Source organism: Pseudomonas sp. FSL R10-0056, assembly GCF_009600105.1.
Classification (GTDB): Bacteria; Pseudomonadota; Gammaproteobacteria; order Pseudomonadales; family Pseudomonadaceae; genus Aquipseudomonas; species Aquipseudomonas bubulae.
In genome coordinates this window covers 19537-38569 of sequence record NZ_WIWL01000168.1, presented here as the reverse complement: position 1 = coordinate 38569, position 19033 = coordinate 19537, and the positions used below count along the sequence as shown (strand labels likewise).

Genomic DNA, 19033 nt, shown 5'->3' with positions numbered 1-19033 from the left:
CATTCCTCGGAAAGATGTATGAGCGTTGCGCTCATGGGGCGGTGGCGAAGACGGCGCTGCCGACCTGCTGCCAGTCATCGGAACTGAAGGTGGCGGTCAAGCCTGTCGCCATCAGCAACATGCTTGCCGAAAGACCTGTCTGCCTGGCGGTCTCATGGCAGCGCATCAGCCAGTCCAGTTCAGTCATCGAGCGCACGCGTTTTTCCAGCAGGGGCTTTATCAATACCTCTATCTCGCTGGCGTTCCACCCCAGCATCTGGGCCAGCAATTCGCTGGTTTGCGAGTTCAGACCGGTTTGTTCGCCGTTCTGTTTTTGAGGGTTGGCCTGGTTCAGATAATTGAGCAGTGTGGCGTGGTTAATCCCGTAAACGTCGCTGAAATGACTGAACCTCTGGAACAGATACAGGGTGCTCAGGGTTAACTTGAGGGTTGAATGTGCCGATTGCTCGGACTCCAGCCAACCGGGGTCAAGCAGAAAAGCCTGCAGGGCTTCACGGCTGATGGGCAGTTGCAGCTCGGTTTCTGCATGGGGAAAGAACAGCAGCAGGTGTTTGAGGGATTCATTGGGTTTATCACTGCCAAGGGCACTGGCGAAAATACGCGAAGCTTGCCTGAAGGCCTGTTTCATAAGCTCGGGGACCTCGCTGGCCAGGGAGGTATCCTTGAGTAATTGATCTATTTCTTTCTTGAAAGGATGCAATTGTGAGTAGGCTGCGGACAGCTGCGTATTGAGTATCTGCTTGACCCGGGCCTTGAGTGCCTGGTTGCGCCCCGCATCGGGGCTCAGGTTGACGTATTTGTCGACCATGTAGGCCACGCCTTTTTCCAGGCTGTCCGCTTTGGGTTGCGCGGGCAGCATGGACTGGACCCGGAGCAGTCCTTTGGCCAGCAGCACATTCCAGGTGTAGGCAAGGGGTTTGCTACCGGCTTCCGGTTGCGGCAAGTCCAGCTCATCGAGTGTGGATTGCGCCAGCAGATATTGGGGCATGCGTTGCAACACCGCCTCGACCTGCGTGAGCCGCTGCTGTACGGAGGAGGGCAGCAACGTGGTCTCGAGTAACAACTGCTGGCGTAACTGTTGAACGCTTTTACCGCTGTCATTGAGCCAGCTAACCGCCCAGTCCAGTTGCATCAACACATCGAGAAAGTCCGCCGGCGAGTTGCTGCCTGACTGACGCAAGCCCGGCTTGACCAGTTGCTGGTGGTAGGTTTTGCCCCCCATCAACTGGCACAGTTGATCGCAGTCCAGGACTGACAGTCCGAACATTGCGGGTAATGTGGCCTGTCGGTAAAAGCTGGAAAACGTCTCGATATTCCGGCGAGGCGTGGCGAAATATTGCTTGGTACGGGTTTTCAGCAACCCCAGGGACTGTGGTGTGTCTTCGAGGCCCAGAGCGCCACAGGCCCGATACAGAACCCCTTGTGTCGTACCGAGATCCAGCGGCTGGTTGTCGAGAGTCAGGGGGGAGTTGAGCCAGTGCGGCGGGTTGAATACCTGGTCGAATAGCGATGTGTGTTGCCCGACCCCATGAACGGGCATGTGGTAAAGCCATGCCGAAAATGTTCCGGGCGTCAGGCCATAGCGTTGGTTCAGGTAGCGAAAGACACCCATTGCACGCAGGCTGTTGTCGTTGATGGCAAGGTGTTCAGGGCTGCTGCCTTCACAACCGGCGATGCTATAGAGCAAGGTATCCAGATCTGCGAAAGGCATATTGAGCCAGCGTTGCAGGCGGATCATCCGTTGCAAACGGTCATGACGCTGTGGAGTTGTGTCTTGCAGGTGGTTTTTTTTTGATGAGTCGATGCTCAGGCCCAGTTTCTTTTGCCCTGTTCTGTAGGGGCCATTGATAAAGCGAGCGCCTGCAGTGTGATCCCGGGCAATCTGATCTGCCGTCTGCACGACGTTGCCAGACAAGCGCGGCTGATAGCTGGCGTGGGCAAGCAGTTCATGGAACTGCTCGGTGCTCAGACCGGTGTGCTGCATGAACTGTTGTTGGTCAGTGATGGGCTGGCTGTGGCCATAGTGTTTTTTGTAAAAGGTGTCTGTGCCCTGTTCTTCAAAGTCCTCGGTCAACAGGTTTTGTTGTGCAGGGCTGAGCAGGGTGAGCAGACGCTGCGCCTCATAGGCTTGCTGCTGCACCGTGCCGTACTTGTTCTCCGGCTGCTGGTCATAGGGCAGTTTCAGGCTGATGCGATAATTCAATGCACCAAGCCCCGGCTTGTTGCCCGCAAGCCCCAGCACGCATTGCTGATGGGCCAGGTCGAAAGGCAATTCAAAGGGGTAGCGTAATTCGGCCAGCACCTGATGCACCGTGCGGTCGCCGTAAATGTCGCGATGCGTGTCCAGGTAGGTTTTGACCGGTGCGTTCAGGGCCTCGTTGACCAGCGTCAGCAGTGGCAACTGACGGGAAGTGTTTTCAGCATTGATCACCAGTTCCTTGAGCGCAGGTACACGTTGGGCGAGGGTGATTTTGTCTTGAGTGCCTTTGCCGGTTTGCTCCACTTCCAGGGCAAACCGGTAGAGCGCCTGCAGATACGCCGCGGGCGAGTCGACTGCGGCGAGGGAAGTCGGTGAGCAAAAGGTATCCCAGTCGTCTTTGAACAGGGCTGACCAGGTGGGGCCCGAGTCGGGAGAGGCTGTGTCCGTTGGCATGGTAAATCTCCTGTGCACACAGTGGGTGATCCACGGCGCGTGCAGAAAATTAGCATTGCCATACCTGGCTTCTCGGCCAGCTGAAAGCACTGAAAAGCTTGGGAATTGTCGCTGAATGACAAGCGTTCGTGTGTTCCGGACGCAGGCCTTTTATGCAAGAGGGTGAAGGCAGGAGGCTACATGCCCCCTGCAATGCAGCATGATCAGAAGTTGATCGAGGCACTCAACCTTGCCGTCAGCGGCGCCCCCTGGAAGACATAGTTATCGCCCATGTATTCGCCCACATCGCGCCAGTAGCGCTTGTCGAACAGGTTATCGACGGTCAGGCGAAACACGGTGTCGTAACCTTCGATACGGGTGCTGTAGCGGCTGCCGATGTTGAAGATGGCGTAGGCGTCGGCCTGTACCGTACCCACCTGGCTGGCGTATTTCTTGCCGCTGTACTGCACGCCGCCCAGCAGGGCCAGGCCGTCGATCCAGGGCAGGGCGTAGTCGCAGTAGAGGCTGGCGCGCAGGGTGGGTACGTTGATGGTCTGGTGGCCTTCATATTCGGGCGATCCGCTACCGCTGACCCGGGAGCGGATCGCCGCGACGCTGGCCGCAATCTGCAGCCGGTCAGTGGCCCAACCGTTGGCCGCCAGCTCAATGCCGGTGTTTTTCTGCTGGCCCTGTTGGACGTAAGTGAACTCGCCATTTTCGGGGCGAGCATACTGGTACGCCTGGCGGATCTGGAACAGTGTGGCGCTCAGGCTCATGCGCTGCCAGTCGTATTTGATCCCGGCCTCTATTTGGCGCGACACGGTGGGTGGCAGGATGTCGAAGTTATTGCTGGCAAACCACGGCGCTGTGCCACCCAGGGACAGGCCCTTGCTGTAGCGGGTGTATAGCGTCATATTTTGCACCGGTTTGTAGATCAGCGCGGCCTGGGGCAGGAATTCATAGCGTTGGGTGTGGCGGGTGGTGTCGCCCTGATTGTCGAAGGTCTTTTCATCCAGACGCACTTCGCGCCCGCCGATCATGGTCTGCCATTGCTCGTTGAAGCTGATCAGGTCATTGAAAAACACCCCGTACTGGCGGCTGTCCAGGCGGCGATGGCTGTCGTTGAGGGCGCCGTTGTAGCGCTCGAGGTTTTCAGGCTCGCTGTCGATATTGCCACTGCCGAGACTATGGTTGATGGCTACACGATTATTCACCACGCGCCGGAATGCACTGCTGCCCACGGTCAGCTCATGACCGATTGCGCCGGTATGGAAGCGACCGCTGAGGGCTGCCTGTACCTCATCATTGCGCCGGGTATCGTCAGGGCTGCGGAAGTCATAGATATCGTAGCCGCCCTCGGGGGTGAAGTAGTTGCCGACATTGGGTGTAACGCAGCCGACAGTACAACCGCCCCAGGCAAACGAGCTGTAGTCGTCGATCACCACCTTGCTGCGTGAGGCGCTCAGACTGCCTTTCCAGCTGTCGTTGAAGCGGTATTCGAAGTTGCCGTTGATATTCAGAGAATCAATGGTCACAGGTTTCGAGCCGCTCTGGTGCGCCAGCAGCTTTTTCGGCGAGGCGTGATGCGGCAGTTCGCTGCCGCCGAGCAACTGATAGCCCGGCACCGAACGCTGCTCCTTGTTCTGATACTCCACGTCCAGTTGCAGCAGGGCATCGGGGTTGATGTTCCAGTCGAACGCCACAGAGGCGAAGTCACGCTGGCCGTTGGCGTGATCGACATAAGAGTGAATATCTTCATGGGCAACGTTGGCACGCAGGCCGAACTGCTGTTCGCTGCCGAACCAGCCTCCCACATCGGTGGCGATGTAACCGCTGCCGCGATCGTCGGTAGACACCGTAACAGAGCGCACATCGGCTGCCCGCTTGGTCACATAGTTGACCGCGCCTCCGGGCTCGGAAACGCCGCTTTGCAGGCCTGAAAGCCCCTTGAGCAGCTCTACCTGCTGCTTGTTTTCCAGCCCGACATTTTGCTCGCCGGTGATGGTGCGGCCATTGATCTTGTAGCTGCTGGCCGAGTTCAGCGAAAAGCCGCGCACTACAAAATTCTCGTAGTAGCCGACGGGCGCGTAGCTTTCGCCGACCGATGCGTCGTTTTTCAGCACATCGCTGAGCAGGCGGGCTTGCTGGTCTTCAATCAGGGCATCGGTAAACACCGCAATGGCGGCCGGCGTATCGAGCAAGGGCGCCGCGTCGAAACCACCGACCCAGGCGTTGTCGGCCTGATAATCGCCGTTGCCCGTGGCCGTCACGGACGTCGCCGGCAGTTCGGTCCCGGCTGCATGTGCCGCAGGCATGGCGCTGCCCAGCAGCAGGCCGAGGCTAAGCAAACTGAGAGAGAATCGCGGGGCGGACTCTCCCTGGCTGAAAGTCCGGTAAAGCATGTTCATGCACAGCTCCTGAACGGTGGGCAGGCTTGAGACCCGAGCCTGTTTCTCAAGCGCGCCATCATACAGTCGCATGCCGGGTTGCGCTTGGCGCTTCGCCATCAGGGAGCCTGCCATGACGGCCTGTCAGGGCCTGGCCCGACGGGTTTTTTGCGCAGCCGTTACAGCCTGTGGCTCAAGGCAATCCTTGATTTAGACGTGTTGCATGGGTTATAGCTAAAAAGGTCAGTCGTAGTATTACAGGAAATTAAAACGCCCTTATGGATGGAATCACACGTATCAATCGCCAGTTGGGCTCACACTTCGCATCCCTGATTGCAAGCTGTGGGCCTCACGTCAAATGCTGCATCAGTGCAGTCACAGGGTTTGTTTCCCGCTTTCTCGCAAACTTCGCTATCCCCCACCTGAGACCCTGCTTCTCGGGCAGCTGCGCCAACTGGCGCCATTGTTACGTCCCTCCGCCTGATTATTTCTGACCGCCAGCCGTTCCGGTGCACTCACGCCCCGCTGTCAATGGTGCGTTCTGCTGCCCGGGATTTGTATTTGAAACCACGTTTTTGATCCAAAGCGTTTCCGCGGGCAGCCAATAATTGCTCGCGCTACAAGGAGCTGTGTTGATGATTTATTTTCAGGGTAAAAGAATTTTCAGTGCCATCTTCGATATGGACGGCACCATGTTCGACACCGAGCGCTTGCGCTTCAAAACGCTCAAGCAGGCCGCCGAGGAGATTTACGGCACGCCACTGAGTGAAGAAACACTGATCGGCTCATTAGGCCTGAGTGCCAAAAAAGCCGAGGCCCTGGCCAGGGCCAACCACGGCGAAGACTTCCCCTATGCCCAGGTTCGCCAGCGTGCCGACGAGCTGGAGCTGGCCCATGTGCGTGACCACGGCGTGCCGATCAAGGATGGCCTGCTGGAAGTGCTGGAGCGCTTGCGCAAATACGGCCTGACCATGGCGGTGGCTACGTCGAGCCGTCGCGCCATCGCCGAGGAATACCTGATCAATGCCAATGTGCTGAAGTATTTCGACGTTACCGTGTGCGGTGATGAGGTGACCCAGGGCAAGCCCCACCCGGAGATTTTCCTCAAGGCGGCCAGCGCGCTCAATTGCCTGCCAGAGCATTGCCTTATGCTGGAGGACTCGCAAAACGGTCTGTTGTCGGCCATTCGTGCCGACGGCCAGCCGATCCTGATTGAGGATATCAAGCCGCCAGCGCCTGAAGTCGCGGACTGCGCCCTCAAGGCCTACACCAGCATGCACGGTTTTTTGGGTGACCTGAACGAATGCATGCCCGATCTCGGTCCTCCCGCGCTGACCGACAGTTTCCCGCCCACCCTCAATCAGTTCAGCGCCGGTATTCATGGTTTTGGCGCAATGGGCGGCGGTTACCTGACGCAGATTTTCTCGCACTGGGACGGCTACACCCGACCCTGCGAGATCATCGCCGCCACCCGCTCACGCATGCTGCGCGAGACCATTCAGGCGTTTGGCCGCTTCAGTGTGCGCTACAGCGCCACGTCCTTCGATCAGACCATCGATAACCTGCGCATGATCGACATGGACGACGCCGAAGCAGTGATCCGCATGTATGACGTGGCGGAAATCATCGGCCTGAGCCTGCCTGAAACGGCAATTCGCAAGCAGGCCGGGGTGATTGCCCGGGGCCTGGTGCGCCGCTACGAGCGCCGGGGGCGTGAGCTGACCATTTTGATTGTGCTGAACAAGGTCGGCGGTGCCGACTTTGTGCGTCGCCATGTGCAGGCGCAACTGGAGTTGCTGGTGTCTGCCGAGCTGTGCCGCAAGATTCTGGATAACACCCACTTTGTAGAAACGGTGGTCAGCCGCATCGTCTCAAAGTTGTCCAACGAAGCGCTGGTGCGCCAGTTGCGGATCAAGTCGAAGATGTTCCAGAACAGCCTCGATGACGAGCCTGACGCACCTCGCGCCGCACCGCGCACTCCGGTGCCCGAGTACGAGCGCCTGATCAGCCGCTTTCGACCTTTTACCCAGTCCAGCAACGCCTTGAGCCAATTGCATCTGATCCTGTTCAACAGCGAGCCGGACATGCCCCTGTACGCCCAGCGCTGTAGCAATCTGCTTGAGCGCTTGCGCCAGGTGAAGACGGTCGACGACATCACCCAGCCACAAGTCATCAAGAACCTGCTGTGGAATGGCCCGCACGCGATCATTGCCTGGTATGCGAGCCTGCTGGGGTACTCCTGGCTGGGGCAGGGCATGGGCGACCCGCGCGTCAGTGAGCTGGCGCAGCGCTTGATCGGTGAGGCAGTCGGCCCGGCACTGGTGGCCGAAAACCCGCAGATGGAAGATGCCGTGGCAGCATTTTCAGCCACCTTTCTGGAGCGCTGCAATACCTCCTTCAAGGACCCCTGTGCCCGTGTCGGACGTGATCCACTACGCAAACTGCAACGTAACGAACGGATCTTTCGCAGTATCGATCTGGCCAGAAAGCACGGGATTGACAGCAGTGCCCTGCAGTTCGGCGCGGCGCTGGCGTTGCACTATGCGCTGCGCAGCACTGACAGCAAGGATCTGGAGTGCCAGCAGATGCGTAGTCTGTATCAGGACAATGGCAGCATCGAGGCGGTCCTGACGTTTACCGGCAGCTATAACGGCCAGCCGTATCCGGGGTTGGACCCGGTCACGGATGCGGCGTTGATTGAGGCAATTGCCGGGTATTTTCATGGCCCGCTCTGTGCTGAATTCGTCATGCGAACGGCCTGAACCGATCAAGCCGTGAGCCTGAGGATGGTCCAGTCTGGAAGGTCTGTTCAAGGAGCTGACCATGAAACGACTGACCCTGACCCAGGCTTACGAGCTTGCCGAATCGATCCTGTTGCATAACGGTTTCAACCAGGCCCATGCCCGCGCGGTGAGCGCCACGGTGCTGGCCGGGGAGCGCGATGGTTGCGCGTCCCATGGTTTGTACCGGGTGCTGGGCTGTGTCAATTCACTGCGCGCGGGCAAGGTCTCGGCCGATGCCGCGCCGCGGGTGATCGACCAGGCGCCGTCGATAGTGCGGGTGGATGCAGCCGGCGGGTTTTCCCAGCTGGCGTTCCAGGCGGGTTTGCCGCTGTTACAGGAAAAAACCCGGGCCAACGGCATTGCAGCCCTGGCGATCAATCGTTGTGTGCATTTTTCCGCACTCTGGGTGGAAATCGAGCAGTTGACCGCGACGGGGCTGGTAGCGCTGGCCTGTAACCCGAGCCATGCCTGGGTGGCCCCGGCGGGCGGCTGCCAGCCGGTGTTCGGTACCAACCCCATTGCCTTTGGCTGGCCACGGGCGGGGCGTGACCCGTTTGTCTTTGACTTTGCCACCAGTGCCATTGCCCGTGGCGACATCGAGTTGCATCGTCGGGCTGGCAAGGCTATTCCTGAGGGCTGGGGGGTTGACGCTCAAGGACTGCCGAGCACCGATGCCAATGTGGTGCTTGATACCGGCGCGATGCTGACCTTTGGCGGGCATAAAGGCTCGGCACTGGCGGCAATGGTGGAGTTGATTGCCGGGCCCCTGATTGGCGATTTGACCAGCGCCGAGTCCCTGGCTTACGACGCGGGGAGCAAGTCATCGCCTTATCATGGCGAGTTGATTATCGCGTTTGATCCGCAGCGCTTTCTGGGTGCGGCAACCGAAGAGCATCTGGCCCGGGCCGAGGGTTTGTTTGCCGGTATCGAAGGGCAGGGCGCGCGCTTGCCGTCGCAACGCCGGTATGAGGCGCGGGCGCGCAGCGAGGCGGAGGGGGTGCAGATTCCGTTAGCCTTGTTCAATGACCTGCAGGCGCTGCTGAAGGGATAGATTTGCCAGGGTGGCGCTTGTTGTGGGAGCGGGCAAGCCCGCTCCCACAAGGGGGGAGGCGGCAACAGAGTATCTACAGTAAGCCGTTGATCAAAGACCGACATCAGGTAAGTGCGGGCGGTTTGCCAGAGCTTTGGCCATGATTCGTTCGACAAATTCACGATCTTCCCGTGGCAGGGCCAGGCGCGGGGGGCGGGTCAAGGCGCTGCCGCGACCGGCAATGGCTTCGCATAGCTTGATGCACTGCACCAGGTCGGCACGGGCGTCCAGATGCAGGATCGGCATCAACCATTCATAGATCGGCATGGCTTCGGCGAAACGCCCGGCCCTGGCCAGGCGGAAGATGGTTTCGCCTTCCCTGGGGAACACATTGGACATGCCCGAAACCCAGCCTTCGGCACCCACGGCAATGCTCTCCAGCACCACGTCGTCGAGGCCGGCAAACAGCACGAAACGGTCGCCTACTTCATTGCGGATATCGATAAAGCGGCGGGTGTCGCCCGAGGAGTCCTTGAAGCACACCACGTTGTCGCAATCGGCCAGAGAAATCAGGATGTCGGGGGTGACATCGTTTTTGTAGATGGGCGGGTTGTTGTAGACCATCAGTGGCACGTCGGCGTGCTTGGCTACATAGCGGTAGTGTTCGGCGGTTTCGAAAGGCTTGGAACCGTAGACCAGCGCGGGCATCAGCATCACCCCATCGACGCCGACCTTGCGCACGGCATTGGCCACCTTGGCGGCTTGCACGCTGGTGAACTCGGCCACGCCGCAGATGACCGGCACCCGGCCGCCGGAGGCTGCCACAGCGACTTCGGTCACGGCGATTTTTTCTTCGGCGGTCAGGGAGGTGTTTTCCCCCACCGAGCCACAGACCACCAGGCCCGACACGCCGTCACGGATGACGTTGGAAATCACCTGGTGGGTCTTGTCCAGGTTGATGCTGAAGTCATCGTTGAATTGAGTGGTCACCGCAGGGAAGACGCCACTCCAGTTGATGCGCTTGCTCATGTTTGTTGCCTCCGGTCGCTAAGATAGTATTTCGTATACGTTTAATTGCGGTTTTATGTAGATACTCTGTTGCAGGTCAAGCCCTATTGTGGGAGCGAGCCTGCTCGCGAACGATCTTCGCGAGCAGGCTCGCTCCCACAGTTGCAGTGTTCCTGTAGCTGACGAACGCAGCCTCGCTGCGCTCGTCAGCTGCTACGGGTATTGCGTAAATGCTCTGGTCAGTTGGCACCCGGCCAGGTATCGGACAGGCGATAGCCCTGTGGCCACGGGTCGCTCGGGTCTAGAAGGTGTTGATGGGTACCGGTAATCCACGCCCGTCCGGAGATGCACGGGTAGATCGCGACGCGCCCGGCCACTTCGGTCATGGAGTCGATGCGGCAATGAAATTCAGAGCCGATTATCGAACGGCCAATAAAGCGCTCGCCCACCTTGAGCAGCCCCTTGGCCTGCAGCACCGCCATGCGCGCCGAGCAACCGGTGCCGCAGGGCGAGCGGTCGATCTTGCCCGGGCGGATCACGACCGCGTTGGCGCCGCTGGCAATACCGTTCTCATACACCACAGGCGCAGCGATCTGGCAAAACGAGATATGCGACCAGTCCGGGTTCAACGGGTGGGTGAAGCCCAGTTGCTCGTTGGCGGCGCGAGTGATTTTCAAACCGGTCTCAACGATGTCCCTGGCTTCATCCGGGCTGATGGCAAAGCCCAGTTCCTTGGCATCGGCGAGTACGAAGCTGTCGCCGCCATAGGCGGTGTCGACCTTGAGCGATCCCAGGCCCTCGACTTCGATCCAGGCATCCAGGCGGTCGGCGAAGGAGGGCACGTTTTTGATCTCGACCCGTTGTACCTTGCCGTCTCGACAGTCGGCTACGGCCTCGATCAGGCCACCGGGAGCTTCGAGCACCAGTCGGGTTTGCGGTTCGGTCATCGGCAGGATGCCGCTATCGAGCAAGACCGTGGACACGCAGATCGAGTTGGAACCCGACATGGGCGGAGTGTCGGCCGGTTCCATAATGATCCAGGCCATTTGCGCCCGTGGATCCTTGGCCGGCACCAGCAGGTTGACGTGCCGGAACACCCCGCCGCGAGGCTCGTTGAGCACAAAATTGCGCAGGGTCTCGTCCCGGGCGATCCAGCGCGACTGCTCCCATACGGTAGCCCCGGGCGGCGGCGCCACACCGCCGACGATCACGTCACCGACCTCGCCCTCGGCGTGACAGCTGACCACATGAATGACTTTCGATGAACGCATGTTCTGCTCCTATTTGACCGACTTGAGGAAGGCCGCGGTTTCCGCGTGCACAGGGTTGCCGATGACTTGATCGGGGGTACCGATTTCGTGCACCAGGCCATTGCGAAAGAACGCCACGCGGTCGGATACATCCCGCGCAAAGCGGATTTCGTGGGTGACCAGCACCATGGTCATGCCGTCTTCGGCGAGCATGCGCATGGTGTCGAGCACCTCGCCCACCAATTGCGGGTCGAGGGCCGAGGTGGCTTCGTCGAACAACATGTAGTCCGGTGACATGGCCAGGGCGCGGGCAATGGCCATGCGCTGTTGCTGGCCGCCGGACAGTTTGCCGGGGAAGGCCTTGAGCTTGTCGCCCAGGCCCACATGGGTCAGTTGCTGCACCGCCAGGGCCTCGGCTTCGGCCTTGCTTTTGCCCAGCACCTTGCGCGGCGCCAGCATCACGTTTTCCAGCACGGTGAGGTGTGGAAAGGCGTTCCATTGCTGGAACACGATGCCGATTTTCTGGCGCAGGTGGTTAAGGTTGGTGGCCCGGTCGTGGACTGCAATGCCGTCGACGCGGATATGGCCTTTCTGGATCGGTTCCAGGCCGTTGATGCACATCAGCAGGGTCGACTTGCCGGAGCCGGAGCCGCCGATAATCGAGACCACCTCACCCTTGTTCACGGTCAAGCTGACGCCCTTGACCACTTCGAGGTCGCCGAAGGATTTGTAGACGTTGTCGATCTCAATCATTTTCTTGCCACCTTTTTTCCAGGCGAGCACCAAGGCGCGCAACCACCAGGCTCATGACGTAATAGATAAGGCCCGCGATGCACAGCACCAGCATCGGTTCCTGGATGCGGGTGACGATGGTTTGCGAGGCGCGCAGCAGTTCGACGATGCCGATCCACATCACCAGTGCGGTATCTTTCATCACGCTGAGCACCAGGTTGAGCCAACCGGGGAAGGCCACGCGCATGGCAATGGGCAACACGATGTAGCGCAGGTCCTGCAGGTAGCTCAGGCCCAGCGAACGGCTGGCCCGGCGCACGGTAAACGGCACTGCCAGCACGCCGCTGCGCACGATCTCGGTGAAGTACGCGGCTGCGTAGACCCCCAGCACGATGCAGCCGACGCTGAAAGCGCTGATGTTCAGGCCGACGATGCTCTTGAGCGAGTTGAACAGTACGAACTGAATGAGCAAAGGCACGCTGCGAAACACATCCAGCACCCAGGCCAGCGGCAGGCTGGCCCGTGGCAGCAAGGCACGCATCAGGCCGAAAAGCAGGCCGGCAACGGTGCCGAGCAAAATCGCCCAGCTGGTCAGTTGCAGGGTGACCCATGCCCCCTGCAGCAAAAACAGAAAATCGTTCCAGGTAAAGCTGGTGGAAAACATGGGCAGTCCTCAGTAACGGAACAGTCGCCAGGCCATGAGCCGGGCTGCTGCAACGATCGCCTTGGCAATCAGGTAATACAGCACCGCGGCAATGGCGAAGTATTCAAAGGTGCGGAACGTTTTGACGTTGTAGTCCTGGGTCACACCGGTGAGGTCGTTGTTCAGGCCCACGATCACCCCCAGCGAGGTCATCAGCACCGCCCAGACCATCTGGTTGGTCAGCGGGTAAAACACGATGCGCAGCAGCTGCGGTACGACGATCATGCGGTAGGTCTGGAAGGCGCTCATGCCCAGCGAGCGAGCTGCACGTACCTGGGTTTCGGGTACTGCCTTGAGCCCGCCGCGAAAGTTCTCGGCCAGGTAACCTGCGTTGTTGAAGGTGATCCCGGCCAGCAGGGCGACCCATGAACTGACATGCAGGCCCAGGGAGCCGAGCCCGAAGTACAGGACATAAATCTGGAACAACGAGGGCGTGTTACGGGCAATGGACACCCAGGCATTACCGGCGCCGCGCAGCAGCGGGTTTTTGCTTTCGCGCATCACCGTCAGGGCCAGGGCGATCAGTACACCGAAGATCATCGACAGGGCAGCGGTCTCGAAGGTCACCAGGGCGCCTGCGAGCATGTCCGGCAAGGCGCGCAGGGCAGAGCGCCATTGGAAGGTATAGTCAAACATGGGGTGCGTTCTCCAGTGAGGCAGCAGCTTGCAGCCACTGCGGCAAGCGCCCGCTGGCCGTGGCGCTGCACGCCGCATCCACACACTCGGCGAGACTGGCGAAGTGAACCTTGCGGCCCACCAGGCCGGGGGCGTAATGGGCGTATTTGCCCGAGTTGGTCATCAGGTTTCTGGCGGCTGGCGGAATCACCGGTTCACCGAGCATGCACCAGCAGGTATCGCTGATAATCACCGCACCAAAGGCTTCGATCACGGCGATATGCCCGGCGACGCGGGCCTGCTCCAGCACGGTGCGACCACAGGTGATCGCCAGTACCACGTCGGGATGACGGTGGCGGCCCTGGCACAGGCTTGCCAAACGGGCGAACTCGCTGAGGGAAAAGTGCGGGTTGCCCAATGACACCACATCCACCCTGGCATCGCGGGCGCTGTTGAGCTCCTGCCAACTGAGCCGCAATTCCTCCAGGCTGAGTTTGAGCACCGGCAGCGGCCCATCGATCACCCGTGTCGGGTCGAGAGCTTCGGGGGTAACCCCGGCGATATGAAACAGCGCAGCGGCGCTGGTGGTGGCGAAGGCCGCACCGAATGCCTTGAGATCGTCCAGGTTCGGATGCTGCTGCTGGAGCCCGGAAACCAGCGGGATCCGGCTGCCGGCCAGGGCACCGATGTGGTAGCCGAGCAGCGGGTAGAAAGAGTCGTCAAGGTTGGACAGGGGCGGCACTTCTATGTGCAAACGGGCCTTGCGCTGATCTTCCAGATGACAGCCAATCAGCGGTGCCCGGCCGGTGAGGGCGATACAGATATCCAGATAGTCGGGGTACTTGAGGGTGCGTGCGCCGAGCACGCTGTTGGCGTAAACCACCGCGTTGGATTCGGCCCAGACAATCTGCTCGCCGGCCTTGGGCGCACTGTCGAGCAGATAAGGCGCGCAGGTGAAACTCAATTGTGCGCCCATGGCCATATAAGCATCGCCCAGCGCGCTGGCGGGTACACCGAGCGCCGGGTCGATACCCAGTTCGCGCCAACGGCGCTGATCCACGGAAATCGAATTGAGGGTGGTGGGTACCCGCACCTTGGCACCCCATGCCACCAGTTGTTGCGCAAAGCGCAAACTCGCCGGCCCGGTATAGATGCAGCCGTCGATATGGGCCTGGGTGATGTCCACCAGATATTTGGCGCCCTGGATATGCGCCATGCGCAAAACGATCTGCATGGCCACCTGAGCGGCCTTGCCTTGGCTGCCGTCGAGCAGTGCACGGTCGTGTGCGGTCAGCTCGATCGAGCTGTGTGCATCTTCGGTTGGCCTGTCGTTGCGTGGTGCCGGAGTATCGTCAGGCGTTGAATCGTAAAGGCTCAAACCGTTGCCATCGACCCTGGCGAACGCCTTGCCGCGCAATTGGCCAAAGGCTTCCTTGCCGATGCACAGCACCGGCAGGGAACGTTGGAACAGGGTCTGTGCCACCAGCACGCCAAGGGTCAGGATCTCGTCGGCCTCGGCCAGCACCAGCGCAGCAGGAGCATGGCCATTGCTGATCAGTTCCATCAGCACACTGCTGCCGGTACAGGAGCCGCGCCCGCTGGGGATTGCCAGCACACGGCCGGCCAGGCATTCGCCGCTGAGCGGGTGATGGCGGTCGATCACCTCGCCGCTGAACGGGTCGACGCCGCCCCAGAAACTCAGGCCGACCTCGGCATACAGCAGCGGGGCGGATGCATAACCATCAACCAGGCTGCGGCCTTCAAGAGAACTTATCCCGGACATGCTGGATACCTCAGTAATAAACGTGAGGTACGGTCAGATCAGCCGGTGGAATCTCGGTCCCGACCCATTTGGTCCACAGCTCCTTGTAGCGTCCGGTGCGTACTTGCTGGTTGACGAACAGGTTCAGGTAGTTGAGCAGGCCGTACTCGTTGCGCTTGGCGCCCAGGGACACGTAATCGACCACATAAGGCGCGTTACCGGCGACCTTGAGGTTTTTGTACTTGCCTGATTTAAGGGTAGCCGCAGCCACGGTGTTGGTGACCACGGTCGCCTCGATATGGCCCTGGGCAACGGCCAGCAGGGTGTCGTTCTGCGACTGATAGGCGCGGAATGAACCGCTGCCCCAGTTTTTCACGTCTTTTTCCAGGGCGATGGCTTCATAGGTGCCGCTGGTGTTGCCCAGGGCCTTGCCCTTGAGATCTTCAAAGCTGTTGATACCGGTGTTGTCGCGGGTCAGCACCACCATCTGGAAGGCAAAGTAAGGAATGCTCAGGCCAACGGTCTTGGCCCGTTCCAGGGTGTCGGAAGTGGAGGCCACAATGACATCGGCGCGACCGGAGACCAACGCCGGAATCCGGTCAGGGAAGGGGGTTTCAACGATTTCGGCATCGACACCGAGCACTTTTGCCAGATCGTTGCAGTAGTCCACATCAAAGCCGACGGGCTTGTTGGCCTCGTCACGGGAGCCCATGGGCGGGAAGTCCAGGGTGACGGCGCAGCGCAACTTGCCCGAACCGATAATATCGTCGAGCTTGTCGGCCTGCGCCGTGGCAATAAAGGAGGTACTGAGAACAGCGCTGAGAGCTACGGCAAGTACGGGGTTTTTCATGGAAGCCTCGGAGTCGTTGAAGGGCTGTTGATTAACGGTCTTTGGATTTCGTATACGATATTTGTTTTGCAAGGCGTGTGCCGATTTTTGCCGCAGGCCGCAATAAGTGAGCGAGCGCGGTATTTGCAGGCTTGCGTGATGGCACTCTGGTACTGGAGGGGTTGAGCGGTAGCAGGGGGGTGTTACAGAAGGGAGCATTACTGTGGGAAATGCCCCACAAAGGAACACTTGCTGGCTTTTTGGCGGTATTGGCTATTTTTTGCCCTGCGGGCAGTATGGGCTAGGTACTTTTTTTGGGAGTGTGAAGCCTGTGCCTATCGATGATGACTGCTGGGTGTACTACATCAATACAGACCTGATGCTCACGGCTCCGGTGAATCTGGCGCCCTTGGCACAAGCCATGGCGCCTGGAGATCTGCCCGAGGAATCAATCAGTTGCCTGCATGACAGTCAGGCTGACGGCGACCTCTATCGTTCTGTTTTCGAAGCCTTTGGCCCGCAAGGCAGTTACCCCACCCCTGATGAAAGCATCAGGGCCTTGCTCGATGCCATTGAGCAATTGCCGCAAGCACTGCAGCCGTTATGGCAAGCCTGTACAAAAAAGACCCTGGATATTGGCTACAACAGCGGAGTTACACCACGTTCCGTCAGCCACCCGATCCCGATCGATACCTTGCTGCGCATGCAGTCATTGGGGATCGACCTGTGTATTACGGTGTACTCGGTGGGGGAGTGAAGAACACGAAATCTTGTCGCCGCGGAGGAGCGCAGCGAGGCTGCGATCGATCGCGAAGCGGTCGTAAACCCTGAGCCCCGGATGTACTTGGCCCAACGCATTAACCGATTTTACGACTGCTGTGTCGCAGTGGCGCACCAAACCGATCGCAGCCTCGCTGCGCTCCTCAGCGACTACAAGCTAAAGCGTTGCGCACAGGCTCAATGGCTTTGCGGCAAATGCTCGAACAGGGTTTTGCACACGCCGGCAATATGCTCATCCAGCAACTTGACGGCCAGCTCAACATCGCCAGCGCGGCAGGCGTCAAGGATCTCCCGGTGTTCGTGATCGGCACGGTGTTTACCTGCCGACAAACTCATTTGCATACGCAGGTAGCGTTCCAGTTTGTCATTGACTGAGCGGATCAGGCTGATCATGAACGGTCGCTGCGCCGGCTCGTACAGGCAGGCGTGCAGTTCCCAGTTAAGCTCGGCCCAGCGGCCCACGTCATCTTCCCCGACAAACTCCTGGCAAATGCGTTCGGCACGGGCAAAGGTGTCTGCGGTCATGTTGGGAATGGCCAGGCGCAGCAGTTTGTCTTCAAGGAGCATGCGCACTTCGAACATCTGCGCCAGTTCGGCCTCGGAAATGCGCGTGACCATGGCGCCGCGGTTGCGCTGGAACATCACCAGCCCTTCAGCTTCAAGTCGCTTGAGGGCTTCGCGCACGGGGATTTTGCTGACATTGAACTGGCGGGCGATATCATCCTGGCGAATCGGTTCATCTTCAGCGAAATGCCCGGCGACAATCGCATCGCGCAAATGCAGGGTGATGATTTCCGATGTGGAAGGCGAATTGCCGAGGTCGGGTGCATTGAGTTTTGGATGGGCCACGGTGGTCATCATTCGCTTGTAAAAGATATATGGTATACGAAACTCAGCGGGTAAGCCTTGTGCCAGTCGCCCTGCGGCCTGTTACCTGGCACGGGTCAGCCTGCAAATGCCAGCACATTACAGGCTAGCCTGAGCCCGACTGAAGGCTGGCGACGTAGTCGGGTTAATCCTTAACCTGCTTGATGTCCTTGCGCAGGGGTTCCCCTGCAAGGTGTCAAAAAAACACCTGATCAGGCACCGGGTCATTGCGACCTGATATGCGCTTCCAGCCCCTGTCCATTGCTGCTTTCCTGAGTCATGAGCTTGACAGCGAAGCTGTAGGCATCCGTAATAGGAGAAAATGTTAACGTTAACTTAAATAAGAACAAGAGGGACACCCATGCAACGGACGGTCAAGCGTGATTACTGGCTTATCAGCGGTTTGCTGTTTTTTTTCTTTTTTTCATGGTCTTCCAGTTACTCGCTTTTTTCCATCTGGTTGCATCAGGTCATCGGCCTCAATGGCGCGCAGACCGGCTATGTATTTGCCGCGAATGCAATCGCAGCACTGCTGATCCAGCCGTTCTACGGGGCATTGCAGGACAAGCTCGGTCTGTCCCGCAAGCTGCTGGTATGGATTGGCCTGCTGCTGTGCGCCGCCGCACCTTTCGCGATTTATGTCTATAGCCACTTGCTGGCTCAGAACGTAGTGCTCGGCTCAGTGGTGGGGGCGGTTTTCCTGGCCTTTGCCATGCTGGCCGGGGTTGGCGTGATCGAAAGTTATACCGAACGGTTGTCACGGCACGTGGGTTTCGAGTTCGGCACCAGCAGGATGTGGGGTTCCCTGGGCTGGGCTGCGGCCACCTGCATTGTGGGTGTGGTGTTCAACATCAACCCCAATATTGCCTTCTACATGAGCAGTGCTGCCGGCGTGGCGTTTTTGCTCATTCTGTTTCGACTGGACCTGAGCCGGTTCAACCAACCCGGCTGCGCCAGCGGCGCAAGTGGCGCTGCACCCGTATCTGTCGGTGATCTATGGCAATTGCTCAAGTTGCCGCGGTTCTGGCCTTCAGTGTCTATCTGACCGGGGTGTGCGGAATTTACATGATCTACGAGCAGCAGTTTCCGGTGTATTTCTCGTCGTTTTTTGCGACCCCGGAACAGGGCATTCAGGCCTATGGTTACCTGAACTCATCCCAGGTCCTGCTGGAGGCCGGCTTGCTCCTGGTTGCCCCTTGGGTGGTTGGCCGTACCGGTGCGAAATACGGGCTGATCCTGGCGGGCAGCATCATGTTTTTTCGCATTCTGGGTTCCGGCCTGGCTACAGAAACCTGGGCCATCGCCGTGTTCAAGATGCTGCATGCGGTTGAGGTGCCGATCCTGCTGGTCTCGGTGTTCAAATATATCGCGTTCAATTTCGACCCGCGCCTGTCTGCCTCGATCTATCTGGTGGGCTTTCACTTCGCCCAGCAACTCACCGCCATGCTGCTGTCGCCCTTGGTTGGCTACGGTTATGACCAATACGGATTTGCCGATGTTTACCTGGCCATGTCCGCTCTGGCTGGCGCCTGCCTGCTGCTGTCCTGGACCCTGCTGCGCAACGATCCACGGCAACCACCGGGCAAAAACGCTGTTGCCGAAGCGCTGGCATTACCCGCCATCACTCAATCAGTTACCCGTTATGAACCCTGACA

At 59.3% G+C, this 19033-nt stretch carries 13 protein-coding genes and 1 pseudogene; 4 read left to right on the top strand and 10 right to left on the bottom strand.

Annotated elements, in window-relative coordinates; translation table 11 throughout:
- Window positions 1–31: 31 nt before the first annotated feature.
- Window positions 32–2653 (bottom strand): Tc toxin subunit A, encoded by a 2622-nt coding sequence (locus GHO42_RS09310; protein ID WP_133144560.1) that lies wholly within the window; start codon window positions 2651–2653, stop codon window positions 32–34.
- A gap of 203 nt (window positions 2654–2856) precedes the next feature.
- Window positions 2857–5040, bottom strand: coding sequence for a TonB-dependent siderophore receptor (locus GHO42_RS09305; protein WP_153326260.1), 2184 nt, complete (start codon window positions 5038–5040; stop codon window positions 2857–2859).
- A gap of 614 nt (window positions 5041–5654) precedes the next feature.
- On the opposite strand from GHO42_RS09305, the gene mtlD reads away from it, so the two are divergent.
- Both mtlD and GHO42_RS09295 read left to right on the top strand, forming a co-directional pair.
- The gene (gene mtlD, locus GHO42_RS09300) at window positions 5655–7781 is read left to right on the top strand and encodes a bifunctional mannitol-1-phosphate dehydrogenase/phosphatase (RefSeq protein ID WP_095031606.1); all 2127 of its coding nucleotides are present in this window, start codon (window positions 5655–5657) and stop codon (window positions 7779–7781) included.
- 61 nt (window positions 7782–7842) lie between these two features.
- Window positions 7843–8853, top strand: coding sequence for an Ldh family oxidoreductase (locus GHO42_RS09295; RefSeq protein ID WP_133144561.1), 1011 nt, complete (start codon window positions 7843–7845; stop codon window positions 8851–8853).
- A 90-nt stretch (window positions 8854–8943) separates the two neighbouring features.
- Here the strand turns inward: GHO42_RS09295 and GHO42_RS09290 are convergent, their stop codons facing one another.
- The 7 genes from GHO42_RS09290 to GHO42_RS09260 all read right to left on the bottom strand — a co-directional run bounded on the left by GHO42_RS09290 (window position 8944) and on the right by GHO42_RS09260 (window position 15752).
- Entirely contained in the window at window positions 8944–9861 is a 918-nt protein-coding gene (locus GHO42_RS09290) for a dihydrodipicolinate synthase family protein (RefSeq protein ID WP_095019987.1), read from the bottom strand.
- 218 nt (window positions 9862–10079) lie between these two features.
- Window positions 10080–11111, bottom strand: a complete 1032-nt coding sequence (locus tag GHO42_RS09285; protein WP_095017990.1) for a proline racemase family protein — start codon at window positions 11109–11111, stop codon at window positions 10080–10082.
- Between the two features lie 9 nt (window positions 11112–11120).
- On the bottom strand, window positions 11121–11843 hold the full coding sequence (locus GHO42_RS09280) for an amino acid ABC transporter ATP-binding protein (protein ID WP_095017989.1): 723 nt from the start codon (window positions 11841–11843) through the stop codon (window positions 11121–11123).
- Window positions 11836–12486, bottom strand: a complete 651-nt coding sequence (locus GHO42_RS09275; protein WP_095000330.1) for an amino acid ABC transporter permease — start codon at window positions 12484–12486, stop codon at window positions 11836–11838. The genes GHO42_RS09280 and GHO42_RS09275 overlap by 8 nt, the downstream gene beginning before the upstream one ends.
- 9 nt (window positions 12487–12495) lie before the next feature.
- Window positions 12496–13161, bottom strand: coding sequence for an amino acid ABC transporter permease (locus GHO42_RS09270; protein ID WP_095000329.1), 666 nt, complete (start codon window positions 13159–13161; stop codon window positions 12496–12498).
- Window positions 13154–14923, bottom strand: a complete 1770-nt coding sequence (locus GHO42_RS09265; protein ID WP_133144563.1) for an aconitase X — start codon at window positions 14921–14923, stop codon at window positions 13154–13156. The genes GHO42_RS09270 and GHO42_RS09265 overlap by 8 nt, the downstream gene beginning before the upstream one ends.
- A 10-nt stretch (window positions 14924–14933) precedes the next feature.
- Window positions 14934–15752 carry a transporter substrate-binding domain-containing protein gene (locus GHO42_RS09260; protein ID WP_095026449.1) on the bottom strand — a complete coding sequence of 273 codons (819 nt, stop codon included), beginning with the start codon at window positions 15750–15752 and terminating at the stop codon, window positions 14934–14936.
- Window positions 15753–16062: 310 nt separating this feature from the next.
- On the opposite strand from GHO42_RS09260, the gene GHO42_RS09255 reads away from it, so the two are divergent.
- Entirely contained in the window at window positions 16063–16488 is a 426-nt protein-coding gene (locus GHO42_RS09255; RefSeq protein ID WP_178102646.1) for a hypothetical protein, read from the top strand.
- Between the two features lie 200 nt (window positions 16489–16688).
- Here the strand turns inward: GHO42_RS09255 and GHO42_RS09250 are convergent, their stop codons facing one another.
- Complete coding sequence (locus tag GHO42_RS09250) at window positions 16689–17369, bottom strand: GntR family transcriptional regulator (protein ID WP_086797300.1); 681 nt, start codon at window positions 17367–17369, stop codon at window positions 16689–16691.
- Between the two features lie 370 nt (window positions 17370–17739).
- Here GHO42_RS09250 and GHO42_RS26410 point away from each other — a divergent pair.
- Window positions 17740–19031, top strand: a pseudogene (locus GHO42_RS26410) (MFS transporter).
- The last annotated feature ends 2 nt before the right edge of the window (window positions 19032–19033 follow it).